The organism is Pontimicrobium sp. MEBiC06410, from assembly GCF_053601615.1.
On the sequence record NZ_JBSHNT010000157.1, the window covers coordinates 244968 to 271408 of the forward strand.

23 protein-coding genes are annotated in these 26441 nt (G+C 31.9%); 20 read left to right on the plus strand and 3 right to left on the minus strand.

Annotated features, from left to right (window positions below; translation table 11 throughout):
* Nucleotides 1-308: 308 nt before the first annotated feature.
* Nucleotides 309-2150, plus strand: coding sequence for a cystathionine beta-synthase (locus tag ACVC08_RS13235; protein WP_452602363.1), 1842 nt, complete (start codon nt 309-311; stop codon nt 2148-2150).
* Nucleotides 2151-2554: 404 nt separating this feature from the next.
* Here the strand turns inward: ACVC08_RS13235 and ACVC08_RS13240 are convergent, their stop codons facing one another.
* Together ACVC08_RS13240 and ACVC08_RS13245 are read right to left on the minus strand one after the other, a co-directional pair.
* Entirely contained in the window at nt 2555-2830 is a 276-nt protein-coding gene (locus ACVC08_RS13240) for a hypothetical protein (RefSeq protein WP_452602364.1), read from the minus strand.
* Between the two features lie 45 nt (nt 2831-2875).
* Complete coding sequence (locus ACVC08_RS13245; protein WP_452602365.1) at nt 2876-3883, minus strand: 3-oxoacyl-ACP synthase III family protein; 1008 nt, start codon at nt 3881-3883, stop codon at nt 2876-2878.
* Between the two features lie 315 nt (nt 3884-4198).
* Here ACVC08_RS13245 and htpG point away from each other — a divergent pair, with 315 nt between their 5' ends.
* A complete protein-coding gene (gene htpG / locus ACVC08_RS13250) occupies nt 4199-6109 on the plus strand; it encodes a molecular chaperone HtpG (protein WP_452602366.1) in 1911 nt (636 codons plus the stop codon).
* Between the two features lie 148 nt (nt 6110-6257).
* Nucleotides 6258-6719, plus strand: coding sequence for a hypothetical protein (locus ACVC08_RS13255; RefSeq protein ID WP_452602367.1), 462 nt, complete (start codon nt 6258-6260; stop codon nt 6717-6719).
* A gap of 85 nt (nt 6720-6804) precedes the next feature.
* Here ACVC08_RS13255 and ACVC08_RS13260 read toward each other — a convergent pair whose 3' ends face one another.
* A complete protein-coding gene (locus ACVC08_RS13260; RefSeq protein ID WP_452602368.1) occupies nt 6805-7110 on the minus strand; it encodes a hypothetical protein in 306 nt (101 codons plus the stop codon).
* A 557-nt stretch (nt 7111-7667) separates the two neighbouring features.
* Between ACVC08_RS13260 and ACVC08_RS13265 the strand changes: the two genes are divergently transcribed.
* The 17 genes from ACVC08_RS13265 to ACVC08_RS13345 all read left to right on the plus strand — a co-directional run bounded on the left by ACVC08_RS13265 (nt 7668) and on the right by ACVC08_RS13345 (nt 26354).
* Entirely contained in the window at nt 7668-9095 is a 1428-nt protein-coding gene (locus ACVC08_RS13265; RefSeq protein ID WP_452602369.1) for a hypothetical protein, read from the plus strand.
* Between the two features lie 5 nt (nt 9096-9100).
* Nucleotides 9101-10123, plus strand: coding sequence for a succinylglutamate desuccinylase/aspartoacylase family protein (locus tag ACVC08_RS13270; protein WP_452602370.1), 1023 nt, complete (start codon nt 9101-9103; stop codon nt 10121-10123).
* A gap of 120 nt (nt 10124-10243) precedes the next feature.
* A complete protein-coding gene (locus tag ACVC08_RS13275) occupies nt 10244-10582 on the plus strand; it encodes a PadR family transcriptional regulator (protein WP_452598408.1) in 339 nt (112 codons plus the stop codon).
* Nucleotides 10579-11013, plus strand: a complete 435-nt coding sequence (locus tag ACVC08_RS13280) for a hypothetical protein (RefSeq protein WP_452602371.1) — start codon at nt 10579-10581, stop codon at nt 11011-11013. Before ACVC08_RS13275 ends, ACVC08_RS13280 begins: the two co-directional genes overlap by 4 nt.
* The gene (locus ACVC08_RS13285; protein ID WP_452602372.1) at nt 11013-11483 is read left to right on the plus strand and encodes an ASCH domain-containing protein; all 471 of its coding nucleotides are present in this window, start codon (nt 11013-11015) and stop codon (nt 11481-11483) included. The genes ACVC08_RS13280 and ACVC08_RS13285 overlap by 1 nt, the downstream gene beginning before the upstream one ends.
* 166 nt (nt 11484-11649) lie before the next feature.
* The gene (locus tag ACVC08_RS13290; RefSeq protein ID WP_452598411.1) at nt 11650-12027 is read left to right on the plus strand and encodes a VOC family protein; all 378 of its coding nucleotides are present in this window, start codon (nt 11650-11652) and stop codon (nt 12025-12027) included.
* A gap of 183 nt (nt 12028-12210) precedes the next feature.
* On the plus strand, nt 12211-12903 hold the full coding sequence (locus ACVC08_RS13295) for a helix-turn-helix transcriptional regulator (protein ID WP_452602373.1): 693 nt from the start codon (nt 12211-12213) through the stop codon (nt 12901-12903).
* A gap of 93 nt (nt 12904-12996) precedes the next feature.
* On the plus strand, nt 12997-14829 hold the full coding sequence (locus ACVC08_RS13300) for a Xaa-Pro dipeptidyl-peptidase (protein ID WP_452602374.1): 1833 nt from the start codon (nt 12997-12999) through the stop codon (nt 14827-14829).
* Between the two features lie 305 nt (nt 14830-15134).
* Nucleotides 15135-16211: a M15 family metallopeptidase gene (locus ACVC08_RS13305; protein WP_452602375.1), complete on the plus strand. Its 1077-nt coding sequence runs from the start codon at nt 15135-15137 to the stop codon at nt 16209-16211.
* 25 nt (nt 16212-16236) lie between these two features.
* Nucleotides 16237-16668: a hypothetical protein gene (locus ACVC08_RS13310; RefSeq protein ID WP_452602376.1), complete on the plus strand. Its 432-nt coding sequence runs from the start codon at nt 16237-16239 to the stop codon at nt 16666-16668.
* Nucleotides 16669-16681: 13 nt separating this feature from the next.
* Nucleotides 16682-17233 (plus strand): hypothetical protein, encoded by a 552-nt coding sequence (locus ACVC08_RS13315; RefSeq protein WP_452602377.1) that lies wholly within the window; start codon nt 16682-16684, stop codon nt 17231-17233.
* A 242-nt stretch (nt 17234-17475) separates the two neighbouring features.
* Nucleotides 17476-19941 carry a galactose oxidase-like domain-containing protein gene (locus tag ACVC08_RS13320; protein WP_452602378.1) on the plus strand — a complete coding sequence of 822 codons (2466 nt, stop codon included), beginning with the start codon at nt 17476-17478 and terminating at the stop codon, nt 19939-19941.
* Between the two features lie 323 nt (nt 19942-20264).
* Nucleotides 20265-20660, plus strand: a complete 396-nt coding sequence (locus tag ACVC08_RS13325) for a hypothetical protein (protein ID WP_452602379.1) — start codon at nt 20265-20267, stop codon at nt 20658-20660.
* 4 nt (nt 20661-20664) lie between these two features.
* Nucleotides 20665-21087 carry a hypothetical protein gene (locus ACVC08_RS13330; RefSeq protein ID WP_452602380.1) on the plus strand — a complete coding sequence of 141 codons (423 nt, stop codon included), beginning with the start codon at nt 20665-20667 and terminating at the stop codon, nt 21085-21087.
* Nucleotides 21088-21270: 183 nt separating this feature from the next.
* Nucleotides 21271-21702 (plus strand): hypothetical protein, encoded by a 432-nt coding sequence (locus ACVC08_RS13335; protein ID WP_452602381.1) that lies wholly within the window; start codon nt 21271-21273, stop codon nt 21700-21702.
* A 43-nt stretch (nt 21703-21745) separates the two neighbouring features.
* Nucleotides 21746-22957 (plus strand): hypothetical protein, encoded by a 1212-nt coding sequence (locus tag ACVC08_RS13340; protein WP_452602382.1) that lies wholly within the window; start codon nt 21746-21748, stop codon nt 22955-22957.
* A 466-nt stretch (nt 22958-23423) separates the two neighbouring features.
* Entirely contained in the window at nt 23424-26354 is a 2931-nt protein-coding gene (locus ACVC08_RS13345) for a DEAD/DEAH box helicase family protein (protein WP_452602383.1), read from the plus strand.
* The last annotated feature ends 87 nt before the right edge of the window (nt 26355-26441 follow it).

Here is a 26441-nt window from a genome sequence, read left to right on the forward strand (position 1 = left end):
ACCAACATAATAGTTGATGGTTAGTGTTATATCTGGTTATTAAATTAAGAAAGCCCAAAGCCGTACACTTTGGGCTTTTGTTTTATTATAAACTATTAATTATTACGCTTTAAATAAGTACTTATAACGACAACTTATTAATATTACATTTTAGGAATTTAAAAGGAATTGTTCTAAAAAGCATTCAAATGACTCTTGTATTAATTGAAGTTTCAATTTTAGTAATACAATACAACAAAACCACTTTGAAACATTAAAAAAAAACTAATTAATAGTATCTTGCAATACTATTTTGAAAGACAATAATAATGCAGGACAATACAATACAAAACTATATAAAAGCGGTATTAGATAACATGCCAAAAGACTGGCTTAATCTAACAACGCACCGATTAGATATTTATAATGAAGCACAAGCTAAAGTTGAATTTTTAGAGCAATTTGAAAACTTATTTAACACTAACAATGCTGATGCTTCAACATTAAGAGAACTTCCTACAGCTTACGATTATATTAGACTAGGGCACCCATTATCTTGCGTATTAGAATGGGCAATTGCCAAACTAAACAACCAAAAGCCACAAAATGTAATTAGTTTTTCATCAAAAACAACACCTATTTTAGCTATTCTAAGAAAAAATTTATTTGATAATAAAAATACTCAAATCGTTTACACCGATAAATTACCTGCCATTTTTGAAGCAGACCTAATACAACGTGTTTATGGTTATAATTTTGAATTAAAAAAGGTTGAAAATATTAATGCTATACCTCAGTTTAACGGAAGCACAGTTTTCATTACAGAACAAGACAATATTTGTAACTTTAACCTAACACCAAATATAGACTTCTTTGTAAGTTCTCATCCTCATTACGGAAGTATTTTAGTAGCCAATGGCGAAGAAAACGAAAAATACATTTCAGAAATTCAACATGTAAGAAGAAGAGAAACCATTGCCATGACACCGGCAAATTGCCTTACAGTATTAAATGAATTGGTTAGAAACACTGCAGATAACATAAAAAATGATATTGAAGTCAATAAAACAAGTGTTTTAAATTCTATTAAACAAATTACTGGTACAACCACTAAAGCTGTTGTTGGCTCTAGTGGTTTATCTATACAATATGCAATTGCAATGGGATTAATTCATGATGCCATAGAAAACCATCAAGGAAAAAAAATCAAGTTTGTTGTACCACCAAATTGTTATGGAGGCACCAATGACCAAGCAAGACGTGTAGCGGCATGTAATAATAATATAGAAGTCATGGACTTACCGGTAGATGGAGGTCAAGATATGGTACAAAGCATTGATGTGGTACTCGATAAAATTGCTAAAGAAGATGCTGTACCATACATTATTGCAGAAATACCAACAAATCCTAGAGTAGAAGTTCCAGATCTTTTAAAACTAAAAGTCGTTTTAAGTAAAGAACGTAAAACCAGTAACGGAGATATTGCTATCGACCCTGTTTTTATTTTAGACCAAACCTTTTGCCCCAACGTTCACTTTTTGAGAGAAAACGACATCTTATCATCAGTAAGAGCAATATCCTATGTTAGTGGCTCTAAGTTTCCTAGCGGTGGACAGTGTACAGCTGGCTATGCTACAGCAAATAAAAAAGCAGAGGCCTTAATGGAAAACATAGAATTACACCTAGACCTTTGCGATAACGAAGCAACAGCCTTACAGTACCAAATACTAGCAAAGCAATTACCATCTATGAATCAAAGAATTCATGACGCCTATAAAAACACACGTGAGTTTGTAAACTTTATTTATAAAACTTTACCCGAAGCAAAAATTAATTTTGTGTCTGAAACATTAGCTGAGCAAGGGTTTACACCTTCCGTTTTTTCATTAGACTTACCAACTAAAGGCAATACCGAAGAAGAAAAAGAAACATACAAGAGAGCGTTAAATCTTAAATTAATTAATTTAATGATTACCGAAATCCCTAATGAAAGTAAATTCTGTGTAAGTTACGGACAATTAAAAGGATGTTATTGGACAATTCCTGCAACATCTACCCAAGGAACAACAAAGGAAGGAGATAAAGATTACATTGTACGTGTAGCACTTTCTTCTCATTTAGATTTAGAACGCCATAAAGAAGTCTTTAAAAACTTTGTAGATAGCATATAATTATAAACGCTCTACACAAAGTAATTTTAAAGTGCAGAAAACCAGTGATGCTAATATTTTAGCTTACTGGTTTTCTGTATTTATAACATATTGTTAATGTATAAAACAAAAAAATTTAATTACAGTGTATCAAAATATTACACAATGGCAAATTCTATATAAAATTTAGCAGGACCTTAACAAAATAGCTCTTATTTGTTAATTTTTCATTAAATATTGATAATCAATGTAATAAAACATAAAAATATTCGTCTTATAAGTAGAACAACAACAGAATACGATATATTTTATTTGAATTAGTCTTCCTAGAAAAGCATTCGTAAACAAAAGTTTAGTTTATATTGGTTAATTAGTAAAAAAGTCCTAAAACTCGAGTTTTAGGACTTTTTTTATTTCTATTAATGTTAATTTTCACCAATACTACCAACATCTTCTATTCTAGATTTCTTTTTATTAGACACCCATTTAAAACCAAATTTAAATAGAAAGTATATAGGGATTAAAAAAATAAGAAAACCTATAATTATACCAAATACATAAGCCATTCCATATCCAGAAACTTCTTTTCTTTCAAGTGAGTTTATTACCGTATTTGGTGCTTGTATTAATAACGATAGCGATAAAAAGCCACCTATTAATATAAATAATACGCCTAATATTTTCTTTAAAATAACTTTCATTTAAAGGGTTTTATTAATGAGATTCCTGTATACACAGGAATTTTGTTACCACTTAATAATAATACTTCCCCAAGTAAAACCGCTACCAAAAGCAGCTAATACCACTGTATCTCCTTCTTTTACTTTGCCTTCTTCCCAAGCCTCAGTTAAAGCAATAGGAATAGATGCTGCGGTAGTGTTACCATAACGTTGTATATTATTATAAACTTGGTTGTCTTCTAATTGAAATTTACGCTGTATAAATTGAGAGATTCTTAAATTCGCTTGGTGCGGAATTAACATATCTATATCTGAGACCTCTAATTTGTTTTTAGTAAGCCCTTCCATAATTACTTCACTAAAACGCACCACAGCATTTTTAAATACAAATTGACCATTCATGTGCGGGAAGTAACTTTCATCATTGGCATTATTATCATCTATAATATCGGTAACCCAACGTGTTCCCATTCCTGGTGCTTCTAACACTAATTCTTTTGCATGCTCGCCTTGCGAGTGTAAGTGTGTAGATAAAATACCTTTTGTAGTATCTACTTCTCTAGTTAAAACTGCTGCTCCTGCTCCATCTCCAAATATTACAGAAACACCACGACCTCTAGTCGTTTTATCCAATCCATGGGAATGTAGCTCTGACCCAATTACTAAAACATTTTTATACATCCCCGTTTTAATAAACTGGTCAGCTACAGAAATAGCATAAACAAAACCAGAACATTGGTTTCTAACATCTAAAGCTCCAACCGTTTTAATATTTAAAGCCTCTTGTACTTGTACTCCTGGCCCAGGAAAATACATATCTGGACTTAAGGTAGCAAAAATAATAAAGTCGATATCATCTTTATCCAACCCAGAACGCTCAATCGCAATTTTGGCAGCTTTTACACCCATAGTTGCAGTAGTATCTCCAGAATCTTTAACCCAACGTCTTTCTTTAATACCCGTACGTTCCTGTATCCACGCATCGTTAGTATCCATCATGGTAGACAACTCATCGTTAGTAACTATGTTCTCTGGAACAAAACGACCTAAACCTATTATTTTAGAATTATACATAAAAACTATGTTTTTTATTTCCTTAAAAAAAGGAAATCTTATTTACCTTATTACTACTCTTATACTTCTTTCTACTCGAAATAAACAGTGTCGCAATTTAACAATATTAACTTCAAGATTAAACCTAAATATTAAAGAAAATTATTTTCCATGTCATTACGCCTCTTTTATGTAACTAATTTACTATTGCAACTAAAAATGTCAGTTTGTCATATTTTAGGAATTGGCATTTTTGTTGACTATTGGTTACAAGACAATAAAAAATATAAACAAGTTCTTGTCTATACAAGAATGATAAATAAAAATTAATCAATTATGGCTAAAGGAAGTATTAACGTATCCGTTGAAAACATTTTCCCGCTTATTAAAAAATTCTTATACAGCGACCACGAAATCTTTTTACGTGAGTTAATTAGTAATGCTACAGATGCAACTTTAAAATTAAAGCACCTAACAAATATTGGGGAATCTAAAGTTGAATATGGGGATCCAAAAATTGAAATTAAAATCGATAAAGAAGGAAAGAAACTTCATATAATCGATCAAGGTTTAGGGATGACAGCTGAAGAAGTTGAAAAATACATTAACCAAGTAGCTTTTTCTGGAGCTGAAGAGTTTTTAGATAAGTATAAAGATTCTGCTAAAGATTCTGGAATTATAGGACACTTTGGTTTAGGATTCTATTCTGCATTTATGGTTGCCGAAAAAGTAGAAATTATTACTAAATCTCATAAAGATGAACCAGCAGCACATTGGACGTGTGATGGTTCTCCAGAATTTACTTTAGAAGCACACGACAAAACAGACAGAGGTACAGAAATTATTTTACATATTGCTGAAGATTCTACAGAGTTCCTTGAAGAGTCTAGAATAAAAACCTTATTAAACAAGTACAATAAGTTTATGCCTGTGCCAATTAAATTTGGTACAAAGGAAATAGACGACCCAACACATACTCCAGAAACAACTAAGGATGCCGAGGGTAAAGAAACAACAGAGCCACAACGTAAAATTACAGTAGACGATATTATTAACAATCCTAATCCTGCTTGGACAAAACAACCAACAGAATTAGAAGACGACGATTATAAAAATTTCTACAGAGAATTGTATCCAATGCAATTCGAAGAACCGTTATTTCACATTCACTTAAATGTAGATTACCCTTTTAACTTAACTGGTATATTATACTTCCCAAAAATGTCTCAGGACATGAGCATGCAGAAGGATAAAATTCAGTTATACCAAAACCAAGTTTTTGTAACCGATAATGTAGAAGGTATTGTACCAGAGTTTTTAACTATGCTACGCGGTGTTATTGATTCGCCAGACATTCCATTAAACGTGTCGCGTTCATACTTACAAGCCGATGGCGCTGTAAAAAAGATATCATCTTACATTACACGTAAAGTTGCCGATAAATTAAAATCGTTATTTAACAATAGCCGTGAGGATTTTGAAGCAAAATGGGATGACATTAAAATTGTTATTGAATACGGTATGCTATCTGAAGAAAAATTCTTCGAAAAAGCAGATGCATTTGCATTATACCCAACAGTAGATGGCACATACCATACATACCAAGAGTTATACGATAAAATTAAAGCGAACCAAACAGACAAAGACGACAAATTAGTCATTCTTTATGCTTCTAATAAAGACGAGCAACACAGTTATATTGAAGCAGCAAAAGCAAAAGGTTACGAGGTTTTATTATTAGATTCACCTATTGTATCACACTTAATTCAGAAATTAGAAAGCACAAAAGAAAACATCACGTTTACACGTGTAGATGCAGATCACGTAGATAATTTAATTAAGAAAGACGATACAACGATTTCTAAATTAGATGAAGACCAAACGAAAGCTTTAGACGAATTATTAAAAGAAGTAATTCCTTCAGAAAAATTCACGGTACAGTTAGAAGCTATGGATAGTGCTGCCTCTCCGTTTATGATTACACAACCTGAGTTTATGCGTCGTATGAAAGAGATGCAAGCGACTGGTGGAGGTGGTATGAATATGTTTGGTAATATGCCAGAAATGTACAACTTAGTGGTTAATACAAACTCTGACCTTGTTGGAGAAATTATTAACACGAAAACGAAAAAGAAACAAGAACGTTTAATAAACCAAAGTTTAGATTTAGCACGTTTATCTCAAGGCCTTTTAAAAGGAGAAGAGTTAACCAACTTTATTAAGCGTAGCTACGAGATGATAAAATAAATTCCCGTGAAAACGGGAATCTCATAAATTGAAACGCAATGTTTCATGATAATCAAAACCACTTTGCGCAAGTAAAGTGGTTTTTTATTAAATAAACGTAACTTAGGTTTTGTAACAAACCTCAAACAAAAGCTACCAATCTAGTATCATGAAAAAATTACAAACCATACTTTTAGCCATTGCTGCAATAATTGCAGTAGTAGCCATTATAGATTTTAGCTTTACAGGACAGACCATTACAGAAACGGCATTAAGCTCTAAAGCAAAGTTTGAACGCTATTATAATGCTGGTGGCAATTCGCATACATCGCACAGCATACACACTAAAAGTTATGATTTTTATGCTTCCGAAGATTTTCAATTCCAAGTAAAAGAAAACGATACGTTACAATTAAAGACCTCACTTATATTTAATGAAATTAATAGTGCTACGCATGTAAAGTCTAACACTAAGGAAACCTATTCGCTGCGTTTATATTCTGGCTTGATAATACCATTACTACTTTTAATAGCTATTGGAGTAAACTATAAGTTTCCTGATAGAATTACTATTGCAACTTTTGTATTGGCAGTGCTTAATATTGGTAATTTGATTTATTTGTGGGTTTAGAATTAAATACATTCAAAAAGTTACTAGTACTAATGAAAGTATTTAGAGCAAAAATCTTTCGCTTTAGTTATTTATTGTTTTTTTTTTATTTCCAGATGGAATCATAATCTTTAATTAATGCTCTCATCAACATTTCTCCATTTCTCCCAAGTCCTTTATTTTTTAACCCAAGATCTTTTCTCATTTCTATCATAATTTTGGTCATAGATTGTAAATGTAGCTTTGTGTCTATTTCTTCTTCCTCATTTCGATTATACATTAATTGAAAGTAGTTGGAAAAAGCTTTAATTACTTTTGGTGAAGCGTAGAGAACATATTTTTTATAAAAAGCATACAATTCTTTCAACATATGGTTCGTAGAACTCTTTTTATTAACTTTAGAGTTTCCCAATAAATCAATAATTAAATTTACATATTGTTGATAAATCTCACGTCTTTCTTTAGTTACCTCATTAGTTAATGCCTTTTTCTTTTCAATGCTTTGTTTGATTAGATAACCAACACCGCTCCAAAAATTGGTAGAGTTATTGTTAGAATAGTGATTATTGTTTGCGGATTCATTTATATAAGCTTTATCTTTTTCTACTTTTTTGAATTCTAGTTAAAAATTGATTCTAGACGATTTATTTAATAATATTAAAGTTCAAGTTTTTCTTACACATATACAATACGTATATCTACGTATATTTTTAGAACTTTAAAACACCCACAATATAAAGTGTCCATTACTATTAAACTTACGGTAAACCGTAAAGCGAAGCTTGTACCAAAAATAAAGATTTTATTACGCCTAAAGTCCCTCGAATACGCTAACGTTTTGTTTACAGAAGCAACGCATTACAGTAAAATATAGACAAGAGGTACTTTATATATTTTTTTATAAAACTTTAAAAAAAATAACCGAACTTCGTTTATACACAAAATCCAAACTTTAGAGTCTATTACTTAATGAAAAAACATATTGAGATTATTGAACCGGATAATTTTGAACCAGAAAATCATTTTTATCCCAAAGCATTGAATTCGCAGTTGCACTCAATGATAAGCCACTTTTTTAATCTAGACCAAGAACGTATCATAGCACGTTATTCTCACTTAAATCCTCAAGTAGATAAAACCATATTAAAATCTGTTTTAAATTACCAATGCAAACATTTTCATTGGGGAGGCTCAGATTTATTTTATGTAACTACAGAAAAAGGAAACAGGAAAATGGTTATTTTAGAAACAAACTCTTGTCCTTCTGGTCAAAAATCTATGCCTCCAAGATCAGACTCAGACGAGCATAGAGGCTATAAATATCTTATAGAAAACTCTTTTATACCTGCTATAAAAAGAAAACGGTTGCCTAAAGGAAGTCTTGCTGTTATTTACGATAAAAACTATTTAGAAACTTCGGGTTATGCAGCGACTATTGCAGACTTAACAGGAGAAAAAGTCTATTTAATTCCCCATTATAACGGAGAAGAGCAACACATCTCTTTTGAAAATGGAGTGATGATGTTAACATTAGAAGACCAAACAAAAATACCCATTCGAGCCGCTTTTAGGTATGTTACGCAAAAACCATGGAACCGTATTCCACCAACCTCTAAAACTTTTGTTTACAATTCTACCCTAGTCTGTCTAGCTGGTGGAAGAAATAAACTATTAGCCAACAAAGCATACGAACTTTACAATTCGGAATTAGCAGAATCTGGTTTAAAAATAAATGTTCCAGAAACGATAAAAGATGTTAATAAAAATGAAATTCCACTATGGGTAAAAAAGTTTGGAGGAAAAGCCGTTATAAAAAACCCATACTCTAATGCAGGTCAAGGTGTTTTTACAATTACTACAGATGAAGAGTTAGATAATTTTATGGCTGAAAATTATGATTACGATCAATTTATTGTACAAAGTTTAATAGGTCATTACAATTGGAGCTCTACAAGCGAACATGGTAAATTCTTTCATATAGGAACAGTACCAAACAGAAAAGGCAACATTTTTATTGCAGATTTAAGGATGATGGTATACTCCTCACCAAAAGGTTTTGCTCCTTGTGCCATATATGCAAGAAGAGCTAGAAAACCTTTAGAAGCTCAAGCACCAGAAAATAGCTGGGAAGTTTTAGGAACCAACTTATCTATGAAAGTAGCCGAAAACCAATGGGATTCAGATACTTCTAGATTAATGCTAATGGATAGAAAAGATTTTAATATGCTAGGTCTTGGTTTAGATGATTTAATAGAAGCCTATATTCAAACAATTTTAACTATAGTATCTATAGATAAAATGGCTAATACACTCATCAACAAAAAAGGACAATTTAGACTAAAGCTTTTTAAATCTTTAGATAATGATGCCGCATTATTAAGTGAAATAACAACTTAAGTATTATGAGTAACGTTTTAATTATAAAATCTAAAGAAGACCTAAAGTTTTCATCTCTAAAAAGAGGGCAAATACATAAACTTTTTATTCATATTTCCGAAAACGCTCTAGGTATTCCTTGGAGAGTACCTTTAATTGTAATTAGAGGTATAAAAAAAGGTCCCACCGTAGGCTTAACTGCTGCTTTACATGGAGACGAATTAAATGGTATTTCTACAATTTTTAAACTAATGGAAGACATTAATCCATTACAATTAAAAGGAAATATTGTACTCGTACCCATAACTAACATTCCTGGCTATTTAGCAAATCAACGTTATTTTTTAGATAATGTAGATTTAAATAGAATTATGCCAGGCAAACCCAAAGGAGCATCAAGTCAAATTTACGCCCATCATTTTGTAAATAAAATAGTTAGTAAGTTTGATTATTTATTAGACTTACACACCGCAAGTCATGGAAGAGTAAATAGCCTTTATATACGTTCAGATATCGATAACGAACAAACAAGAGCACTAGCCTATCTTCAAAAAACACAAATTATTGTAAATAAATACGACGAACAAGGCACTTTAAGAGCCTGGGCAAATACTAATAACATTCCATCGATTACCATAGAAATAGGTAACCCTAATGTTTTTCAACATACTTTAATAGATGCTACTTTAGAAGGCATAAAAAATACACTAGTCTACCTAGAGATGCTAGAAGGTAAAGTTAAAGACTTAGTTACTAGAGATGTTACTGTTTGCGATAGCTCTTATTGGATATATTCTAAAAGTGGTGGTATAGTAGATGTATTACCTAAGCTTACAGATACAGTTAAAAAAGGACAAGTTATTGCTATTATATATAATGTTTTTGGAGAAATTAGAGACAAAGTAATAGCCGATAAAGACGGTATAGTAATAGGTAAAAATATTAGACCTAACTGCGAAGCTGGCACAAGAATATTGCATTTAGGGGTAGACATAAAAAAACCTCTTCCAGAAACAATTCCAGGGCATAAAGACTTTGACCCTCAATAAATAAGATAAAGAGATAACAAAAACCACTCTATAATAGAGTGGTTTTTTTATTGTTTACCTACATCTAAAAAAAATCATTTTTAATTTTTAATACATTTTAATAAAATGTATATTTACAGTATGTATAGTAAAGAATTAACAAAAGGTACGTTACAACCCATTATATTAAAGCTGTTAAGTGAGAGCGATAAAATGTATGGTTACGAAATAACACAAAAAGTAAAAGCATTAACCGAAGGTAAAATAGACATTTCGGAAGGCGCTCTCTACCCTATTTTGCATCGTCTAGAACACCAAGGCGTTTTAGAAACCGAGAAAGTATACATAGGCAAACGGGTTAGAAAATACTACTCAGTAACCGCAACAGGAAAAGAAGTTATTACAGAAAAGACCAATGAAATTAATGATTTCATAGAAACATTAACCTTAATATTTAATCCTCAAGCTTTAGCAAAATGAATATAACAGATAAACAAATTGACTATATTTCTAAAAATCTTACAGCAAATGGGATTACTTCCATAGAATTAAAAGACGATATTATAGACCATATATGCTCAGCCTTTGAAGCAGATAACTCACAAGATTTTAAAATAGTCTATAAAAAAATAGTTAATGAATTTGGAGGTTATGCTAAAATGAAGCAAATTCAAAAAGAAACAGAATATACACTAAGAGCAAAAAAAATGCTAAAAGCAAGAAAAGCATCTTTTGTTATCACATTTGCTATGATAGCACTATTATTAATAGGTATATTATTTAAAATAATGCATTGGCCGCTGGCAAACATTTTCTGTGTTACTGCGTTAGGGTCATTAATACTTATTAGCTTACCATTATTCATCTATCAATCACATCTAAAATCTATTTTACAAATACAATCTAAATAATGACAACAACTGTAGACCAATCGGTTACAGCTATATGGAAGGCCTTTTCACAAAAACATCCAAAATACAAGCAAGAAAGTCTACCAGAATCTTGGTATTTTTGTGATAACAAAAAAGATGCGGACTACTGTGCTAATTTAGTTGTAAACGGTATTAAAAGAGCAACAGCAACATCTTTATGGTGGTTTAAAAAACATAATGAAGCCTTACCAAAAAAAGGCAACATATATATAGTAACCAATTGGGAAGGCAAAGCAAAAGCCATTATTGAAACCACACAAATAGATTTAGTCCCTTATAATGAGGTCACCGAAGAATTTGCAGCTATAGAAGGAGAAGGCGATAAATCTTTAGCCTATTGGAAACGCGTACATTGGGACTATTACACTAGAGAAATGGCTCCAGAAGGCGAATCGCCAACCCAAGACATGATTATAGTTTGCGAGCAATTTAAAATCCTTTGGAAATAAAATAGAGATTATTTTTCACCCCTGACATACTTAGACACTTCGGCTTATAATTTTGCATTGAACTCGTTTAAGCTTTTTGAGTTTAAGCGAAAATTAAAGACTTTTTTAGCAAATTGAAAAAGTTTAAACGAGTTCATCATGTTCAACAAATAAAAAATCAATTACAATGACAAATGCAATTAACTGGTTCGAAATTCCAGTAACCAATTACGAAAGAGCAAAGCAATTTTACATGTCTGTTTTAGACTCTAAAATTACAGATCACCACATGCCAGAACAAAATACTAAATATGGTGTGTTTTCACATAAAGAAGATAAAAACGGCATTGGAGGCGCTATTATTGAAGCCGAAGGACAAATTCCAACAACAGAAGGTAGTACCATTTATTTAAATGGTGGAGATAATTTAAGTGAACCTTTAAATCGTGTAGAAGCTTCAGGTGGTAAAATACTAATGCCAAAAACAGATATTGGAGAAGATGGATTCATCGCTCAATTTATAGATACAGAAGGAAACCGTGTAGCGCTTCATTCTATGGAATAATCTAAAATAACGTGGACTCCGCATAAAGGATTTAGTTATAAAAAACCTTCAAATGGAGTGGTTTTTCGTAGTAAAACGGATGAAAATTACTCAGATTAACGTCAATTCTTCATATGTCTCGTTCCCGTTAAATATAAAGAGATAGTGAATCCTTTAAACGGTTCGCTATCTTTGTTTACAATTATGTCGCAATTATCTCGATTAATATCCATTTTAACACTGCTAAAGTCTAAGCGACTATTAACAGCCACAACACTTGCCGAAAAATTTAACGTAAGCGTTCGTACCATATATAGAGATATAAGAAAATTAGAAGAAGCAGGTGTTCCCGTTGTTACAATAGAAGGACGAGGCTATTCGCTTATGGAAGGTTATACGGTATCTCCTGTACAATTTACCGAGAAGGAAGCCAATGCTTTAATTACAGCACAAAACCTAGTAAACCAAACCAACGACACCTCATTTTCAAAAGATTTCGACGATGCTTTTACTAAAATAAAATCGGTGTTTAAATCTTATATTCAAGAAAAGAGCGAGCGTTTAGACAATAATATCGTTGTCTTTAATAGTAACTACGAAAACATTCAAAGTAATGCATTATCCGAAATTCAATTAGCCATAACAAACCTTAATTATACAGAAATTAATTACCAAAAAGTAAATGATACTGTAATTACATTTAGAACTATAGAACCCTATGCCTTATACGCCACTCAAAACAAATGGATTTTAATAGCATGGTGTCATTTAAGAGGAGATTACAGGGCCTTTAGAATAGACCGTATTAAACAATTTAAAATACTAGAAAAGCAATTTGAAGACCGTAAATTTAACCTTCAAACTTATTTTCAATCCTGCCCATATAACGACAAATAAATGTTAACACTTTATTAAAGCCAATCATTCTATTGAAAGTATTGTAAAAAACCATTAACTTTCCCTTCAAACTAAAATAGAATTTAATATTTTATGATAACATCTTTAAAATCAGTTTTTAGTGCTGTAGTATTAACAACTCTAATAACTACTGTTTCTGCACAAGAAACGGCAAAAACAGTACCCGTTTTTGAAAACGGAGAAGCACAAATTGTTGAAGGTTTTAGTAACCCAAAAGATTGGATAAGGCATGACCTTTGGGTAGAGACAACCTTCGACTCAGACAAAGACGGTAAACCAGACCGTATGCATGTAGCAGTAACACGCCCAAAACAAACAGACACCGAAGGATTAAAACTACCTGTAGTTTACGGTTCTAGCCCTTATTTTGCTGGTGTAGCAGGAGACTTACCAGGTGTTATGTGGGATGTAGAACACGAACTTGGAGACATAGGAAAAGAACGCGTACACCCAGAAGTAACCAGAAGGGGTAAACGTCCAATTATATCAAACGCACATATTAGAAGCTGGGTACCTAGAGGCTATATTGTAGTACACTCATCATCTCCAGGAACAGGATTATCAGATGGTGCTCCAACCATTGGAGGCGCTAACGAAGCCTTAGCCCCAAAAACAGTTATAGATTGGCTATGTGGTAGAGCAAAAGGTTATACAGAACGAGAAGGTGGCGAGCCTGTAACAGCATTTTGGTCTACAGGAAAAGTAGGTATGACAGGAACATCTTACGAAGGTACACTACCACTAGCAGCCGCTACAACAGGCGTAGAAGGTTTAGAAGCCATTATTCCTGTAGCACCTAACACATCGTATTACCACTATTACCGTTCTAACGGATTAGTGCGTTCTCCAGGAGGTTATTTAGGAGAAGACATCGATGTATTATACGATTTTGTACACAGTGGAGACGAAGCAAAGCGCCCAGGAAACAATAAAAGAGTAAGAGATACCGAAATGAAGAACGGTATGGACAGACAAACAGGGGACCTTAACGACTTTTGGGCAAAACGTGATTACTTAACACAAATGAAGCCTATGAAAGCAGCTTTATTAATGTCTCATGGATTTAACGATTGGAATGTTATGCCAGAGCATAGTAACCGTATCTACCAACAAGCAAAAAAACAAGGAATTCCTTCTCAAATCTATTATCACCAACATGGGCATGGTGGACCGCCTCCAATGACCTTAATGAACCGTTGGTTTACACGTTACTTACATGGTGTAGAAAATAATGTAGAGAAAGATGCACGTGCATGGATTGTTAGAGAAAATGACAACATGAAAGAACCTACAGCCTATGCAGACTACCCTAATCCTGAAGCTAAGGATGTTACTTTATATTTAAAAAAGGGCGGACAAACCGCTGGAACTTTAAATACTAAAAAAACATTTAAACAAGGCAAAGAAACCTTAGTAGACGATTACACTATTTCTGGAAAGGAATTAGCAAAAGCAAAACAATCTAATCACAGGTTAATATATGCAACACCAACCCTTACCGAAGATTTACACTTGTCGGGGACTACTAAAGTAAGTATTACACTATCTAGTAGTAAACCAGCAGCAAACTTATCGGTTTGGATGGTAGCATTACCTTGGACAGATGGAAAAATTAATGACGATATTATTACGCGTGGATGGGCAGATCCTCAAAACTACAAGTCGTTAACAGAAAGCGAGCCCTTAAAACCTGGAAAATTTTATACTGTAAATTTCGACTTAAATCCAGACGATCAAATAATTCCTAAAGGTCAAAAAATTGGATTTATGGTCTTCTCTAGCGATAAAGATTTTACACTACACCCAAAACCAGGAACAGAATTAACTTTAAAGTTAGATAAAACAAGTATTACCTTACCTGTTGTTGGAGGTATAGAAGCATATAAAGCAGCGACAAAAAATTAAAGATCTATTTTCCGCAAACATAAAGGGCTACTTAAACATTGTATTTAAGTAGCCCTTTATTATTAAATACCGCTACTCTATAATTTTAACATCGAACACATCCAGACTTTCCGTTTTTAACCGAAAATGAGTTGAAATTTGTACAAATAAGACACTTTTTGAAAGTCATAGCCATAAGCTACAAATGAAAAAAGTAACGAAATATAGGCAAATCTGAGTCATTTTTTAGGAAATAGAAAAAGACAAGACGAGTTCATCAAAAAAAATACGTAATTTAATCGTGCTAAAAATCAATATACGTTAACATGGAATGTTCAAATCTTATAGAAGCTGCTGTAAAAAAAGGTGATATTAGCAGAGCTCTATTTATAAAATCACCAGATAAAACTTTAGTAACCGATTTACAACGCACATTATTCGAGCTAGGTTTTAGAAAAGAATTAAAATGGGATAACTACCAAGCCGATGGCGATTACGGAAAAGCAACTGCGGCAGCAGTAGCCGCTTTTGCTAAAAAAAATAATCATTCCAGTAATGGAAAATCGGTATCTAATACCTTGGCAAAATTAATATTACAACGTCATGACTTTCTTCCAGAAATGTATGTGTTATGGTCAATTCATAAATCCGATTTAAGAACTCGAAAATACATTTCTAAAGGCACTCGCATGAGTATTAGCGCCATACAAGTATTATTAAATACTATTGGTTATGGTAAAGAACTTAACTTTTTAAAATTTGGTGCAGATGGTCTTTATGGTAATAGCACGCGTAAAGCTGTCGTTACTTATGCAAAAGATAACAATATAGATTCAGATGGCGATTGGTTATCTCGCCCATTAATTAATTTATTTCTAAAAGACATTAATAAGTTTTACGGTAGTAAATGGAGCGACTTAGCAAATAATAATTTACCCAGCAAAAAATCACCTTTAGTATTATACCAAGGCTCCAGGTTTATAGGAAAACCATGCCGTGCAGATGTAGAATTTGTTACAGCCTTAGAAAAAGTAAATACCTATGCTAAACAGGCCGATGTTTATATATATGTAACTAGCTCGTTTAGGACTACAACAAACGTACAAGGTGCTATTGTAAAACCAGCCACTTTTTCTAATCATTTAGCGGGTCATGGTATAGACATGAATGTAAAATATGGTAATAAATTAGCAAACTCTAAAGTACTCACAAAGTACCCTAATGTTCCTGCTCCAGTTAAACAATTTCTTACTGCAATTATTAATGATGCTGGTTTACGTTGGGGAGGAAAATTCAATACCAAAGACCCTGTACATATAGATGACCATTTAAACAAAAATCGATCTGAATGGGAAAAACGCTATAAAGCGATGCAAGAAGCTGTACAATTAGGAAAAATATAATACTACAGTCTAGAAATTAGTTATAATGAAAGAACTATATACCATTATTCCCTTTATAATTACCATAGTAACTATAAGTATTGGAATATATCAATACTGGGATAAAAAAAATCAAGACTACCGAAAACAAATTTGGGAAGAACGTAAACAACTATACTTTAAAGTTACAGAAATAGCATCTAAAATTGCTATTCTTGAAAGCATAGATAATTCTGTAGAAGAACGAAGAACGTTCTGGACATTATTTTACGGCCAATTGGCTATCATAGAAAATCAAGGCGTTGTAAATGCAATGATAAATTACGGCGACCTATTAAAAAATATGGAGCTTGACGATGCAACGTTTTCAAAAGATATACTTCAAAAAATGGCTTTAGACTTAGCCATGGCATGCAGAGACTCACTTAACGAAACATGGAAACCTGTACCATTAAAAGATTTAGACTTTACTTCTTAAAATAAATATAATCATGTTAAAAATAAAATTAGAATCGCATAAACGCTACGAAGGCGAAAATTTAGAAAAGCTAACAAAAGCGTTAACACTTTTAGAGAGTACTTTAAATGAACAAGAATTTAAAAATAAAGTTCTTAATTTTAAATCTGATAAAACAGAAGGTGGCACCTTTCATTTTATAAAATATATAAAGAGACAAAGAACAGAATTAAAACGTTATACCAATAAAGAAATTTACGATAAAGTAATGGCTGGACATGCAACAGAAGGAGAAAACACCATTATAAAACTTAACTTAGTTTTAAAAAAAGGCTCTGGTGGCTCTGTAGTTGGCTATAGAAAAGGAGGAAAAATATATACCTACAAAAAAGATTTTCTAAAGATGTCTCATGGCAAACTCGCCGCACACATATTTCACGAATACACCCACACTATTGGTTTTAAACATTCAAAAAAAGACAAACGCGATCCACTTCGCAACTGTTTTGCAGTTCCCTATGCCTTGGGCAACCTTGTAGAAATTATTACTACAGGAAGCAATACACGTAACTGTATATACCAATAAAAGTTAAAATTAGCTTTACTTAAAAGAAGTCGCTTTAATTAAAGCGACTTCTTTTTTATTACACAATAAAAACACCTTAGTTATAAAAACAGGTAATTCTACCTGTTTCTTTATAAATTAAAACGCCTAACTTCGTTGTATTCCCTACAGCCATTATGTCTATAACTATAGGCGTTTTGGTAACACCCTACACCATTTTTTTATTAAACCCAATTATATAAACCACTAACCACCCAACAATTATGGACACAATGTTACGCATCCCAAAAATGAAGTTTAACCTTCTTTTGCTATTCTGTTTTGTATTTGCATATAATGCAACAGCGCAGATTATGAATCATGACCATCACAACCATGATGATAACAATAAAGACAAATACCATGGTATGGTAATGGACTCTAGCTTTTTAAATAAAATGGAGTCGCAAAGAAAAACAAGTATCGATGCCGACGAAAGAGAATATGGCAGTTGGAAAACGGTTATTCCAGACGATAAAGGCGCAGCCATTGGTCGTATTCTGGGTATGCAAACCGTACACAATGTTATGCTACCCTCTGGAAAAATATTAATGTCTAGCGGAAGTAGCTGGCGTAATCTTAAAAACATAGAATATTATCCAAACTACGACCCTCCAGCGCCAGCAATGGGACTATTCAATTTATACGACGATCCTTTTAGGAATACCGTAGAGCCAAAAAAAATGACTCCAGAAATGCGTGAAAACTGGATAAACGTTAGAAAAAAACAATATTACGACCTCGTAAATAACACTGCCATTTACGACCCCGCTGATAGCTCTTTCTATAGAATACCACACCCATTACCAATGCAAGACCCTAAAAGTAAAAAGCACTTTGTACCAAGCGATCTTTTCTGTAGCGCACACTTACAATTACCAGATGGAAACCCTTTATTTGTAGGTGGTACACAATATTATTTCCCATATAGAACAGGAACCAACAGTTCGTATATTTTTGATTGGAAACAAGAATTAAAGGTCGATTGGACCACTGTAGACTGGCGCATTATGCCTAAAGTAGACGACAAACATTATCCTTGGAAATTTTCAGGATTTATGAAACGTGGACGTTGGTACCCAACCATTGTACCGTTATTAGATGGCCGTTTTACCATTTTTAGTGGTTTTGTTGGTTTCGATAAAGACTTTCCTAAAATGTATCGCTTTCAAATCAATCCATATATAGAGTTTTTTAACCCTTATGCTTTTTCTTTTGAAAAACCTCAAGACGCTTGGACCGCTATTAACGTAGAAAAAATGAAGAACAGTCCGTTCACCACCTTAATTAATCCAGATTTTGTACCTACAGTGTGCGACGATGTCGAATTTCATGCCTATTGGGAATCACTATCCAGTGACAACGACTTTCCATTACCTTGCGATTGTGGTCCAGAATGTAAAGAAGATAATAAATATGATGCTTTTAAACTCTATCCAAATAACTATTTAGTATCCGATAATAAAATATACTTAACAAGAGAAGGCGATTGGGTAAGCTTACGAACATCGGATGCTGCATACATGCGAAAAACAAAGAAAACCTATTATATGGATATCGCTGGTAATGCAAAAAACCCAAAAGTATCTTTTAATTATGGCCCAGACAGAACCGATTTTATTTCCTCTTACGGCACCTCTTACAACGACCCCAATACAGATAATATTACCATTTATGGCGGGCAACCAACTTCACCAGGAACCATGTTACCGTTAGATGCCAAAAGCCCAACACATTTTGCTGGTGGACGTGGCAGTAGAAAACGTGAGCAATTTTGGTTTAACGAAGGCATTTTAAAAGAGCAAAAATGGACACAAGACGATGATTTTCTTGGAACAGAAATAGAAGCCGACCGTACCATGCTTACCGCTATTATATTACCAACCAAACAAGTATTAATTATTAATGGTGGTAATTACGATTTTTATGGCCCTGTCTTCTACCCTATTTTATTAACCCCCAATTACGATGTTAACGGCAAGTTTGTAGACTATACTAAAAAACGTATGAGTACTGCGGTAGAACCACGTTTATACCATAATGCAGCTTTATTATTACCCAATGGACGTGTGTGGGTATCTGGAGGAAATAGCGCCAGAGCATCAGTACAAAAAATTTTCCCAAATCCAGACCAACAACATAGAAACGGACAGCCTAAACCCAATTTAGATTTAATAGATATAGACACTTATTTTTACAGAGATGGACAAATGGCTAAGGCACAAAAAGGAATGCAAACCACACCTACCGAAAACTGGACTGCCGAGATATTCTCACCGCCATACACACATTTAGATTCTACTAGAATTGTAACAATAACAGGTATGCAACGTAGAACCCAATCTAGAACCCAATTTAAAGCCGAGTATGGTAACAAACCGTATTACCTTTTAGCAAGTAAACAAGATTATGGTATGACTGTAAACGGTTTACCGAAGCAAAAAGGCAATAAAAAGCCAGAAGTCGTCTTATTAAAATTGGCTTCTTTTACCCATAACTGGGATAACGGACAATTTTATGTTAACCTAGATATTAATAGTATCAATGGTAACACCGTAAGTTTTAGTACACCAAATATGAAAGACGAATTGATTCCTCCTGGGTATTACATGCTCTTTTTTATAGATTCTAAAGGCAAACCCTCGCACTCACAAATGATACGTTTTGATGATAAAGCGGATAAACCTTGATTTAATTTTACTTATAAAATGTATAAAAAACACTTCTGTAACAGGAGTGTTTTTTGTTTTACGGATTACCGTAAGAATATTATTTACAAGCAACTTATATTGCACAACGTTTAAAAAATATACGTAGATATACGTATTGTATAGGTCTAAGAAAAGTTAGATCTTTAAATAATTATTAAAAGGTACGCATAACCACCCATTTACTGGTTATGTTAAAAAAACACAATAAGTACTGATAACCTCCTATTTTAAGGCGGTTATCAGTACTTTTTTGAGTAGGTACTTATATACTAACGTTACCTGTAATTAGAAAAACAAACTAAATGAGACTATTTAAAAGTGGAAAAGATTTATCGAAAGTTGCTAAATCCATTGATGGATTAAATTTAATGATTAAAGATATAATTCCAAAAATTGAAAAAAGTTACGAATATTCTGATTTTAAAGAGGATATTTTTATACTCGCATACATCGGAAGAAAAAATGTAATCGATTTAATAGAGGAAAACAATTGGTCAATGGATATGAAAATAATGGTTTCAACATTTGAAAAGAGAAGAATTCCATTAATTATGGGGTATTCCCAAACAATTGACCAAATTCAATTAATTGCAAATCATATTGGCTATCAAAGTGTTGTAGAAGATATTTTAGAAAAAGGAAATTCATTTTATGAATTAGAAAATCAATTACCTAAAGAAGTACTAAACAAAATTTAATAATATGATTTGGGGTATTATAATCGCAATAGTTGTTGTTTTTATTAGTTCATCACTGATAGGAAATTCTAAAGACAGCCAAGATTTAGCTGGAAGAAAATTAGAAGAAAAATTCAATGTAATAATTAATTCAATTAATAATGTAGCTTTTAATAAAGAAGGGGTGATAAAGGAATATGATAAGAAGCACATATACCTTATACATCCTATTTCTGGAAATCAAATGATAGAATTTTTATATAGCCAAGGTGTATTAGCAATAACTTGGAAATACAAATATTTTCAAAAGGAACTTATTCATAAAAGGAGTTTTTTAAATGTTCGAAATTTAAGTCTGTTCGAACAAGAAAAAATAGCAAGAGCATTTATTTCAGAAATGGAAGAAAAAATTGATAACCATAAAAATTTGGTTGTGAGGGATTTCTGACTTAAAAGCGATACAAAAAAACTACAGGTAACAACGTATATAAAAAATAGCGGTTTAAGTGCTTAAACTAAAGATAAATAATAAAATAAAGGTTACTTATAAATCGAAAAGTTAGTGCTTAAAAACCCGCTACTTTTCATATACAAGACCGTTAGCTGTAATTTGACCAACAACATTGAAAATATGACATTTAAAAACATAACTAATGCAACACCTTGTGATTGTTTTCAAGATACATTTGAAGACTATGAAACAAAATTTGCACTAAAAATAAATAAAAGTAAAATTCGAGATGTTGATTTTAAAACTTATTGGGAAAAAGGTCGTACAGAATATAAAGATTGTAATGAGGCTTGTTCTTTAAAGTCTAAATCAATTTCTATAGTCAAAACCGAAGTCGAAATAAAGAAAACATTAAAAATTTATAAATCGCTTTTTCCTATATCACCCAAATACAAACCTTTTTGTGCCATATTGACTTTCAAAGAAAAAAGTGGCAAAATAAAATTAACCCCAAGTAATAATAATCCACTACATTGCGATTTCTATAAATCTGATATCTTTACAAAAGAATTAGTTGAAGTAGCTGATACAATTCCATTAGAAAATGTTTGAAGTTAAAAAACATAAATCACTCTTAAAAAATTTCCACAAAGTTGTGGAAAATAAACGTGTGCTTTTCAATGATGGAGATAATGATATTATTTACACAGGAAAAAATCAATATCAAAACAGGTTATTGTGCTTTATAATGTTTGAAGATGATGATGAAGGTTTTTTAAGATATATTCATATACTTGTATCTGAAAAACAGTATAGTGATTTCATTAATCAGAAAGTAAGTTTAAGAAGTCTTTTAAACACTAACGAAAGTGTTTTTATAGTAGATTTAGATTATGGACTAAAGGAAATAGACCAAAATTTAGTTTCTATTAATGAAATTCCAAATGATTTTTTACCATTAGATAATTCATTTTGCCCAGATTTTATAAAAGAATCTTCTTTTTCATATGCTGTTAGTTTATTAGGAGGTCTTGCTGATTCTCATAAAGCAGAAGCTAAAGAGTTGTCTAATGTCAGTACTCAATTTTCAGATTTCTTAAAATCGTCTACATCATTTCTAAATGATTTTGACCTTGAAAATAAAATCTATGTTGAAGCACTTAAAGCAGGAAGTTTTAAAATAAATTTTCGTGTAGAAATTAATGAACCTGAACAGTTAAAAATAGTTGATAATTCTACAGACAAAATAAGCGGTTTTCTCTCCAACTATTTCAAATATTTCTTTAACAAACTTCCTCAAGAAGATAATTCTGTGTTCAAATCTGAAAATGTCGAATCCGAAGATTTTCAAAAATTAGAAAAGGAATTAGAAATTATATATCAGGAAAAATACGTTCTTCCCGAAGGTGGTGTTGAGCAAAAACTTATTGATTTAATAAATTATTCTGCAACTCAAATTGAAGAAATAAATTATGATGGTAGCTTTAAAGAACTAAAATTTGAACAAAGTACTTTAGATGATTCAGATATACCGTTTGGAGTAATTGACAACTCTTTTATTCCATCAATAAAAAGCAAAATGTTTGATGTAAGCGAATTCGAATCTGAGCCAATTAAACGTATTGATGACAGTCCAAAAGAATATAAATTTCAAGTTTATCAATTTAATACAAATAGTGGGAATGGCTCAGCTTATTTCACAGATAAAGAAGGCTCTATTTCTAATATTAAAGTTTACGCAAGAGGAAAAGACGATTATAAAAACACATCTTTCACAAAAAGTATGGATGAAGGAAAAGCGATGATATTTAAAGGAATTGGAGAATATAAAGATGAGAAATTAATAAAAGTAACTAGCGAATTATAAAAAACTACAGCTAAGACCGGTAACCGTTGCACAAGCCTATAATTTCACATAAAATAATTTTCTACAAGCCCCGCTACCGCTAGCTTGCAGCTAGTGGCCCATTAGAGTGTTTTTTGTTTTACGGATTACCGTAAGGCTATTATTTACATACAACTTATATTGCACAACGTTTAAAAAATATACGTAGATATACGTATTGTATAGGTCTAAGAAAAGTTAGACCTTTAAATAATTATTAAAAGGTACGTATAACCACCCATTTTCTGGTTATGTTAAAAAAACACAAAAAGTACTGATAACCTCCTATTTTAAGGCGATTATCAGTACTTTTTTGAGTAGGTACTTATATACTAACGTTGTGTTTCATACACGAAAAGCCAACCGCACAAATAGCACATTTGGTTTTTCCAACACAAAAGCCAACGCTTAAAAAACCAAAAGAGCTATTTTTAGCCAACGCTAAAAGATGATTAAATACAAGAAAATATTAACCGACATAATTGAAGAAAAAAAATGTTGGACTGAATTAAAAGCAGAACTTTCGAAATATAATGTTGATGATAGAGAAAAAGGAATAAAAGACACCACAGCAGGAAAAATATTTGAAGTTTTTACAAAGTACTATTTTCTAACAGCACCAGAAGTCGATGGACTTTACTCTCAAGTATGGCTCTATGATGAAATTCCTTTAGATGTAAAAAATAGTTTAGACCTTGGTAGCGTTGAATACGGAATTGACTTACTACTTAAAACAACTAATAAAGAATACATTGCAGTACAATGTAAGTTCAAAAATGATGAGACAAGCAAACTGAATTGGTCTTCAGATAAAATTTCAAATCTATTTGCTTATTGCCCTAAAGCTGATGGTTATATAGTCTTTTCAAATTGTGCTTCACTAGACAAGGTTTCATTATCAAGACAGGACAATTTTTCATTTTTTAGTATTGGTCATTTATTAGAAATTGAACCAATTGTTTTTACTAATATTCGTCAACTATTAAAAAATGCAGAACTTAAAGAAAGAGTATTTTTTAAACCCTTAGACCACCAACAAAAAGCTATCAATGAATGTGTTCAATGGTTTACAGAAGGTGAAGAAACAAGAGGCCAACTCATTCTTCCTTGTGGAGCAGGGAAAACATTTACTTCACTTTGGATAAAAGAAAAATTAGAATGCAATAAAACTTTAGTTTTAGTTCCTTCTCTTGCTTTACTCAGGCAAATTAAAAATGAATGGTCAAAGCAACGTAAAACCAAATATCAATATCTATGTGTCTGTTCGGAAAAGGATATTGACAAAGACAATACGGATTCAATAGTAACACATACCTATGAGATTGGTGGAAACGTAACAACTGAACCCAATGAAATTATATCGTTTTTGCAAAACGATACAGAGGAAAAAGTTATTTTTTCAACTTATCAGTCTCTTCCTTCTATTTCAGAAGCGATAGAAAACACAGAAATAATATTTGACTTTGTTTTTTGTGATGAAGCACATAAGACAGCAGGAATAAGTAAAGGAGTTTTTGGTCTTGTTCACAACAATTCAAAAATCCCTGCAAAAAGAAGGCTTTACGCTACAGCTACACCTAGAATCGTAAAAGAATCAATTAAGAAAAAGTTAGGAGACGATTTAAAGTACACACACGATATGAATGACCCAGAAACTTTTGGGGAAGAATTCTATCGAATGTCATTTAAAGATGCAATTGATGAAAATATCCTTGTAGATTATAAAATAGTAGCGATTGGAGTAAATGACCTACAGTTAGCAAACTATCTTCAAGAACGAAGATATGTTGACAACAATATTTCCATTGATGAAGTCGCAAATAATTATGCACTAGACTATGTAATGAATAAATATTTAGCTAATCACGCTTTAACATTTCATTCAAGAGTTAAACTAGCGCAAGAATTTGCTTTAAGACATTCTAAACTTTTCAATAAGACTACTTCATTTTCAGTAGATGGTACACAAGCAACAAGCATAAGAAATCAAATACTAAATGAATTCAAGAATTCAAACAAAGCTATAATTTCCAATGCAAGATGCTTGACAGAAGGTGTTGATGTACCTACAATAGACCTTGTATATTTTTCTGACCCAAAAAACTCAAAAGTTGATATTATTCAAGCTGTTGGTAGAGCTTTAAGAAAAAAGAAAGGTAAAAAGTTAGGCTATATCGTGGTACCAATTTATCACTCAAACAATGATGAAGTTGAGAACTCTATTAGTAAGGGTTCTTTTAAAAACCTATTACAAGTGATTCGTTCATTATGTGACCAAGATGAACGATTACAAGATGAAATAAACTCAATTGCATTTGGTAAAGGAAAAAAAGGCTCTAAGAAAATTGACATAATTTCCTCATTTGATGAAGATATTGATTCTTTACACCTTATCGGTTTTGAAGATAAATTGCGAGAGTCATTATTTGACCAAATAATTTATAAAACCTCAAATAATTGGGATATATGGTTTTTAGAATTACAAAACTATTTAGAACTCAATAATGACTATCCAAGTAAAAAAGACAATAAAGACTTATATGCTTGGGTATCACAACAACGAAATAAAAGAAAAAAGGGACAGCTAAAATTTGATGAAATAAAAAAATTAAGCTCAATTAATTTTGCGTGGAACATTATTGATTACAAATGGGATAAAGCATTTGAGACTTTTCAAGAATATTCTAAAAAAAATATTTTCCCACCTTGCAAAGGTATTGATGATGACAGCTTAGTAAAATGGTATAAATACCAACAAAATTGTATTAAGGATAAAAAAATAATTTCCCAAGAACAGAAAAATAAATTCCAAAAAATAGATAACCTTTTTCAAGGGCCAGCAAGTCGAAAAAAATGGATTCCAATTTATGATGACTTAGTAAATTGGAAATCACAAAACTCTAATAATTGGCCACAATATAACCGTAGTAACAAAAAATCAAGAGAAAGTAAACTATCTAACTTTTGCCAAACAATTAGAAAAAGATATAGAGAAAATGATTTAGGCAATTATTGGTTTGACAAAATGACTGAACTTCAATTCAATTTTGAAGGTAAAACAGATGCTTGGACAACATATTTTAATAAAATCCAAGCTTTATTGCAAGGTCGTGAATCAATAAGTGCTGATGAAATTGGCAGGAATGAATATAACTGGGTTTATCGTCATAAAAGAGATTTAGAAGAAGGAAAACTTTCTGACTATCAATCTAAAAAAGTTCGAGAATTAAATCTTGATAGATTCTTTGAAACTTGGGAACAGACGTTTGCTAAAGTTGAAGCTTGGGTTAAAGAAAACGGTAAACTACCAACCAGAACAAAACAGAATGGACATGCTATATTTGACAGGACAGTAAGAAGCGAGTTTATATATTTATAAACTTTAATAAAATAACAATGTCAAAACCACGAAATTTTTACACCAAAGAATTTAAACATAAAGCTGTAGAGCTTAGTTATGCAAAAG

What these genes read in the sequence shown, in the direction of transcription:
- ACVC08_RS13345 (WP_452602383.1), top strand. Translation starts at nt 23,424, where the DNA reads ATGATTAAATACAAGAAAATATTAACCGACATAATTGAAGAAAAAAAA.
- ACVC08_RS13275 (WP_452598408.1), top strand. Translation starts at nt 10,244, where the DNA reads ATGTATAGTAAAGAATTAACAAAAGGTACGTTACAACCCATTATATTA.
- ACVC08_RS13300 (WP_452602374.1), top strand. Translation starts at nt 12,997, where the DNA reads ATGATAACATCTTTAAAATCAGTTTTTAGTGCTGTAGTATTAACAACT.
- htpG (WP_452602366.1), top strand. Translation starts at nt 4,199, where the DNA reads ATGGCTAAAGGAAGTATTAACGTATCCGTTGAAAACATTTTCCCGCTT.
- ACVC08_RS13270 (WP_452602370.1), top strand. Translation starts at nt 9,101, where the DNA reads ATGAGTAACGTTTTAATTATAAAATCTAAAGAAGACCTAAAGTTTTCA.
- ACVC08_RS13330 (WP_452602380.1), top strand. Translation starts at nt 20,665, where the DNA reads ATGATTTGGGGTATTATAATCGCAATAGTTGTTGTTTTTATTAGTTCA.
- ACVC08_RS13240 (WP_452602364.1), bottom strand. Translation starts at nt 2,830, where the DNA reads ATGAAAGTTATTTTAAAGAAAATATTAGGCGTATTATTTATATTAATA.
- ACVC08_RS13335 (WP_452602381.1), top strand. Translation starts at nt 21,271, where the DNA reads ATGACATTTAAAAACATAACTAATGCAACACCTTGTGATTGTTTTCAA.
- ACVC08_RS13285 (WP_452602372.1), top strand. Translation starts at nt 11,013, where the DNA reads ATGACAACAACTGTAGACCAATCGGTTACAGCTATATGGAAGGCCTTT.
- ACVC08_RS13255 (WP_452602367.1), top strand. Translation starts at nt 6,258, where the DNA reads ATGAAAAAATTACAAACCATACTTTTAGCCATTGCTGCAATAATTGCA.
- ACVC08_RS13245 (WP_452602365.1), bottom strand. Translation starts at nt 3,883, where the DNA reads ATGTATAATTCTAAAATAATAGGTTTAGGTCGTTTTGTTCCAGAGAAC.
- ACVC08_RS13290 (WP_452598411.1), top strand. Translation starts at nt 11,650, where the DNA reads ATGACAAATGCAATTAACTGGTTCGAAATTCCAGTAACCAATTACGAA.
- ACVC08_RS13315 (WP_452602377.1), top strand. Translation starts at nt 16,682, where the DNA reads ATGTTAAAAATAAAATTAGAATCGCATAAACGCTACGAAGGCGAAAAT.
- ACVC08_RS13280 (WP_452602371.1), top strand. Translation starts at nt 10,579, where the DNA reads ATGAATATAACAGATAAACAAATTGACTATATTTCTAAAAATCTTACA.
- ACVC08_RS13325 (WP_452602379.1), top strand. Translation starts at nt 20,265, where the DNA reads ATGAGACTATTTAAAAGTGGAAAAGATTTATCGAAAGTTGCTAAATCC.
- ACVC08_RS13295 (WP_452602373.1), top strand. Translation starts at nt 12,211, where the DNA reads ATGTCGCAATTATCTCGATTAATATCCATTTTAACACTGCTAAAGTCT.
- ACVC08_RS13320 (WP_452602378.1), top strand. Translation starts at nt 17,476, where the DNA reads ATGGACACAATGTTACGCATCCCAAAAATGAAGTTTAACCTTCTTTTG.
- ACVC08_RS13265 (WP_452602369.1), top strand. Translation starts at nt 7,668, where the DNA reads ATGAAAAAACATATTGAGATTATTGAACCGGATAATTTTGAACCAGAA.
- ACVC08_RS13305 (WP_452602375.1), top strand. Translation starts at nt 15,135, where the DNA reads ATGGAATGTTCAAATCTTATAGAAGCTGCTGTAAAAAAAGGTGATATT.
- ACVC08_RS13310 (WP_452602376.1), top strand. Translation starts at nt 16,237, where the DNA reads ATGAAAGAACTATATACCATTATTCCCTTTATAATTACCATAGTAACT.
- ACVC08_RS13235 (WP_452602363.1), top strand. Translation starts at nt 309, where the DNA reads ATGCAGGACAATACAATACAAAACTATATAAAAGCGGTATTAGATAAC.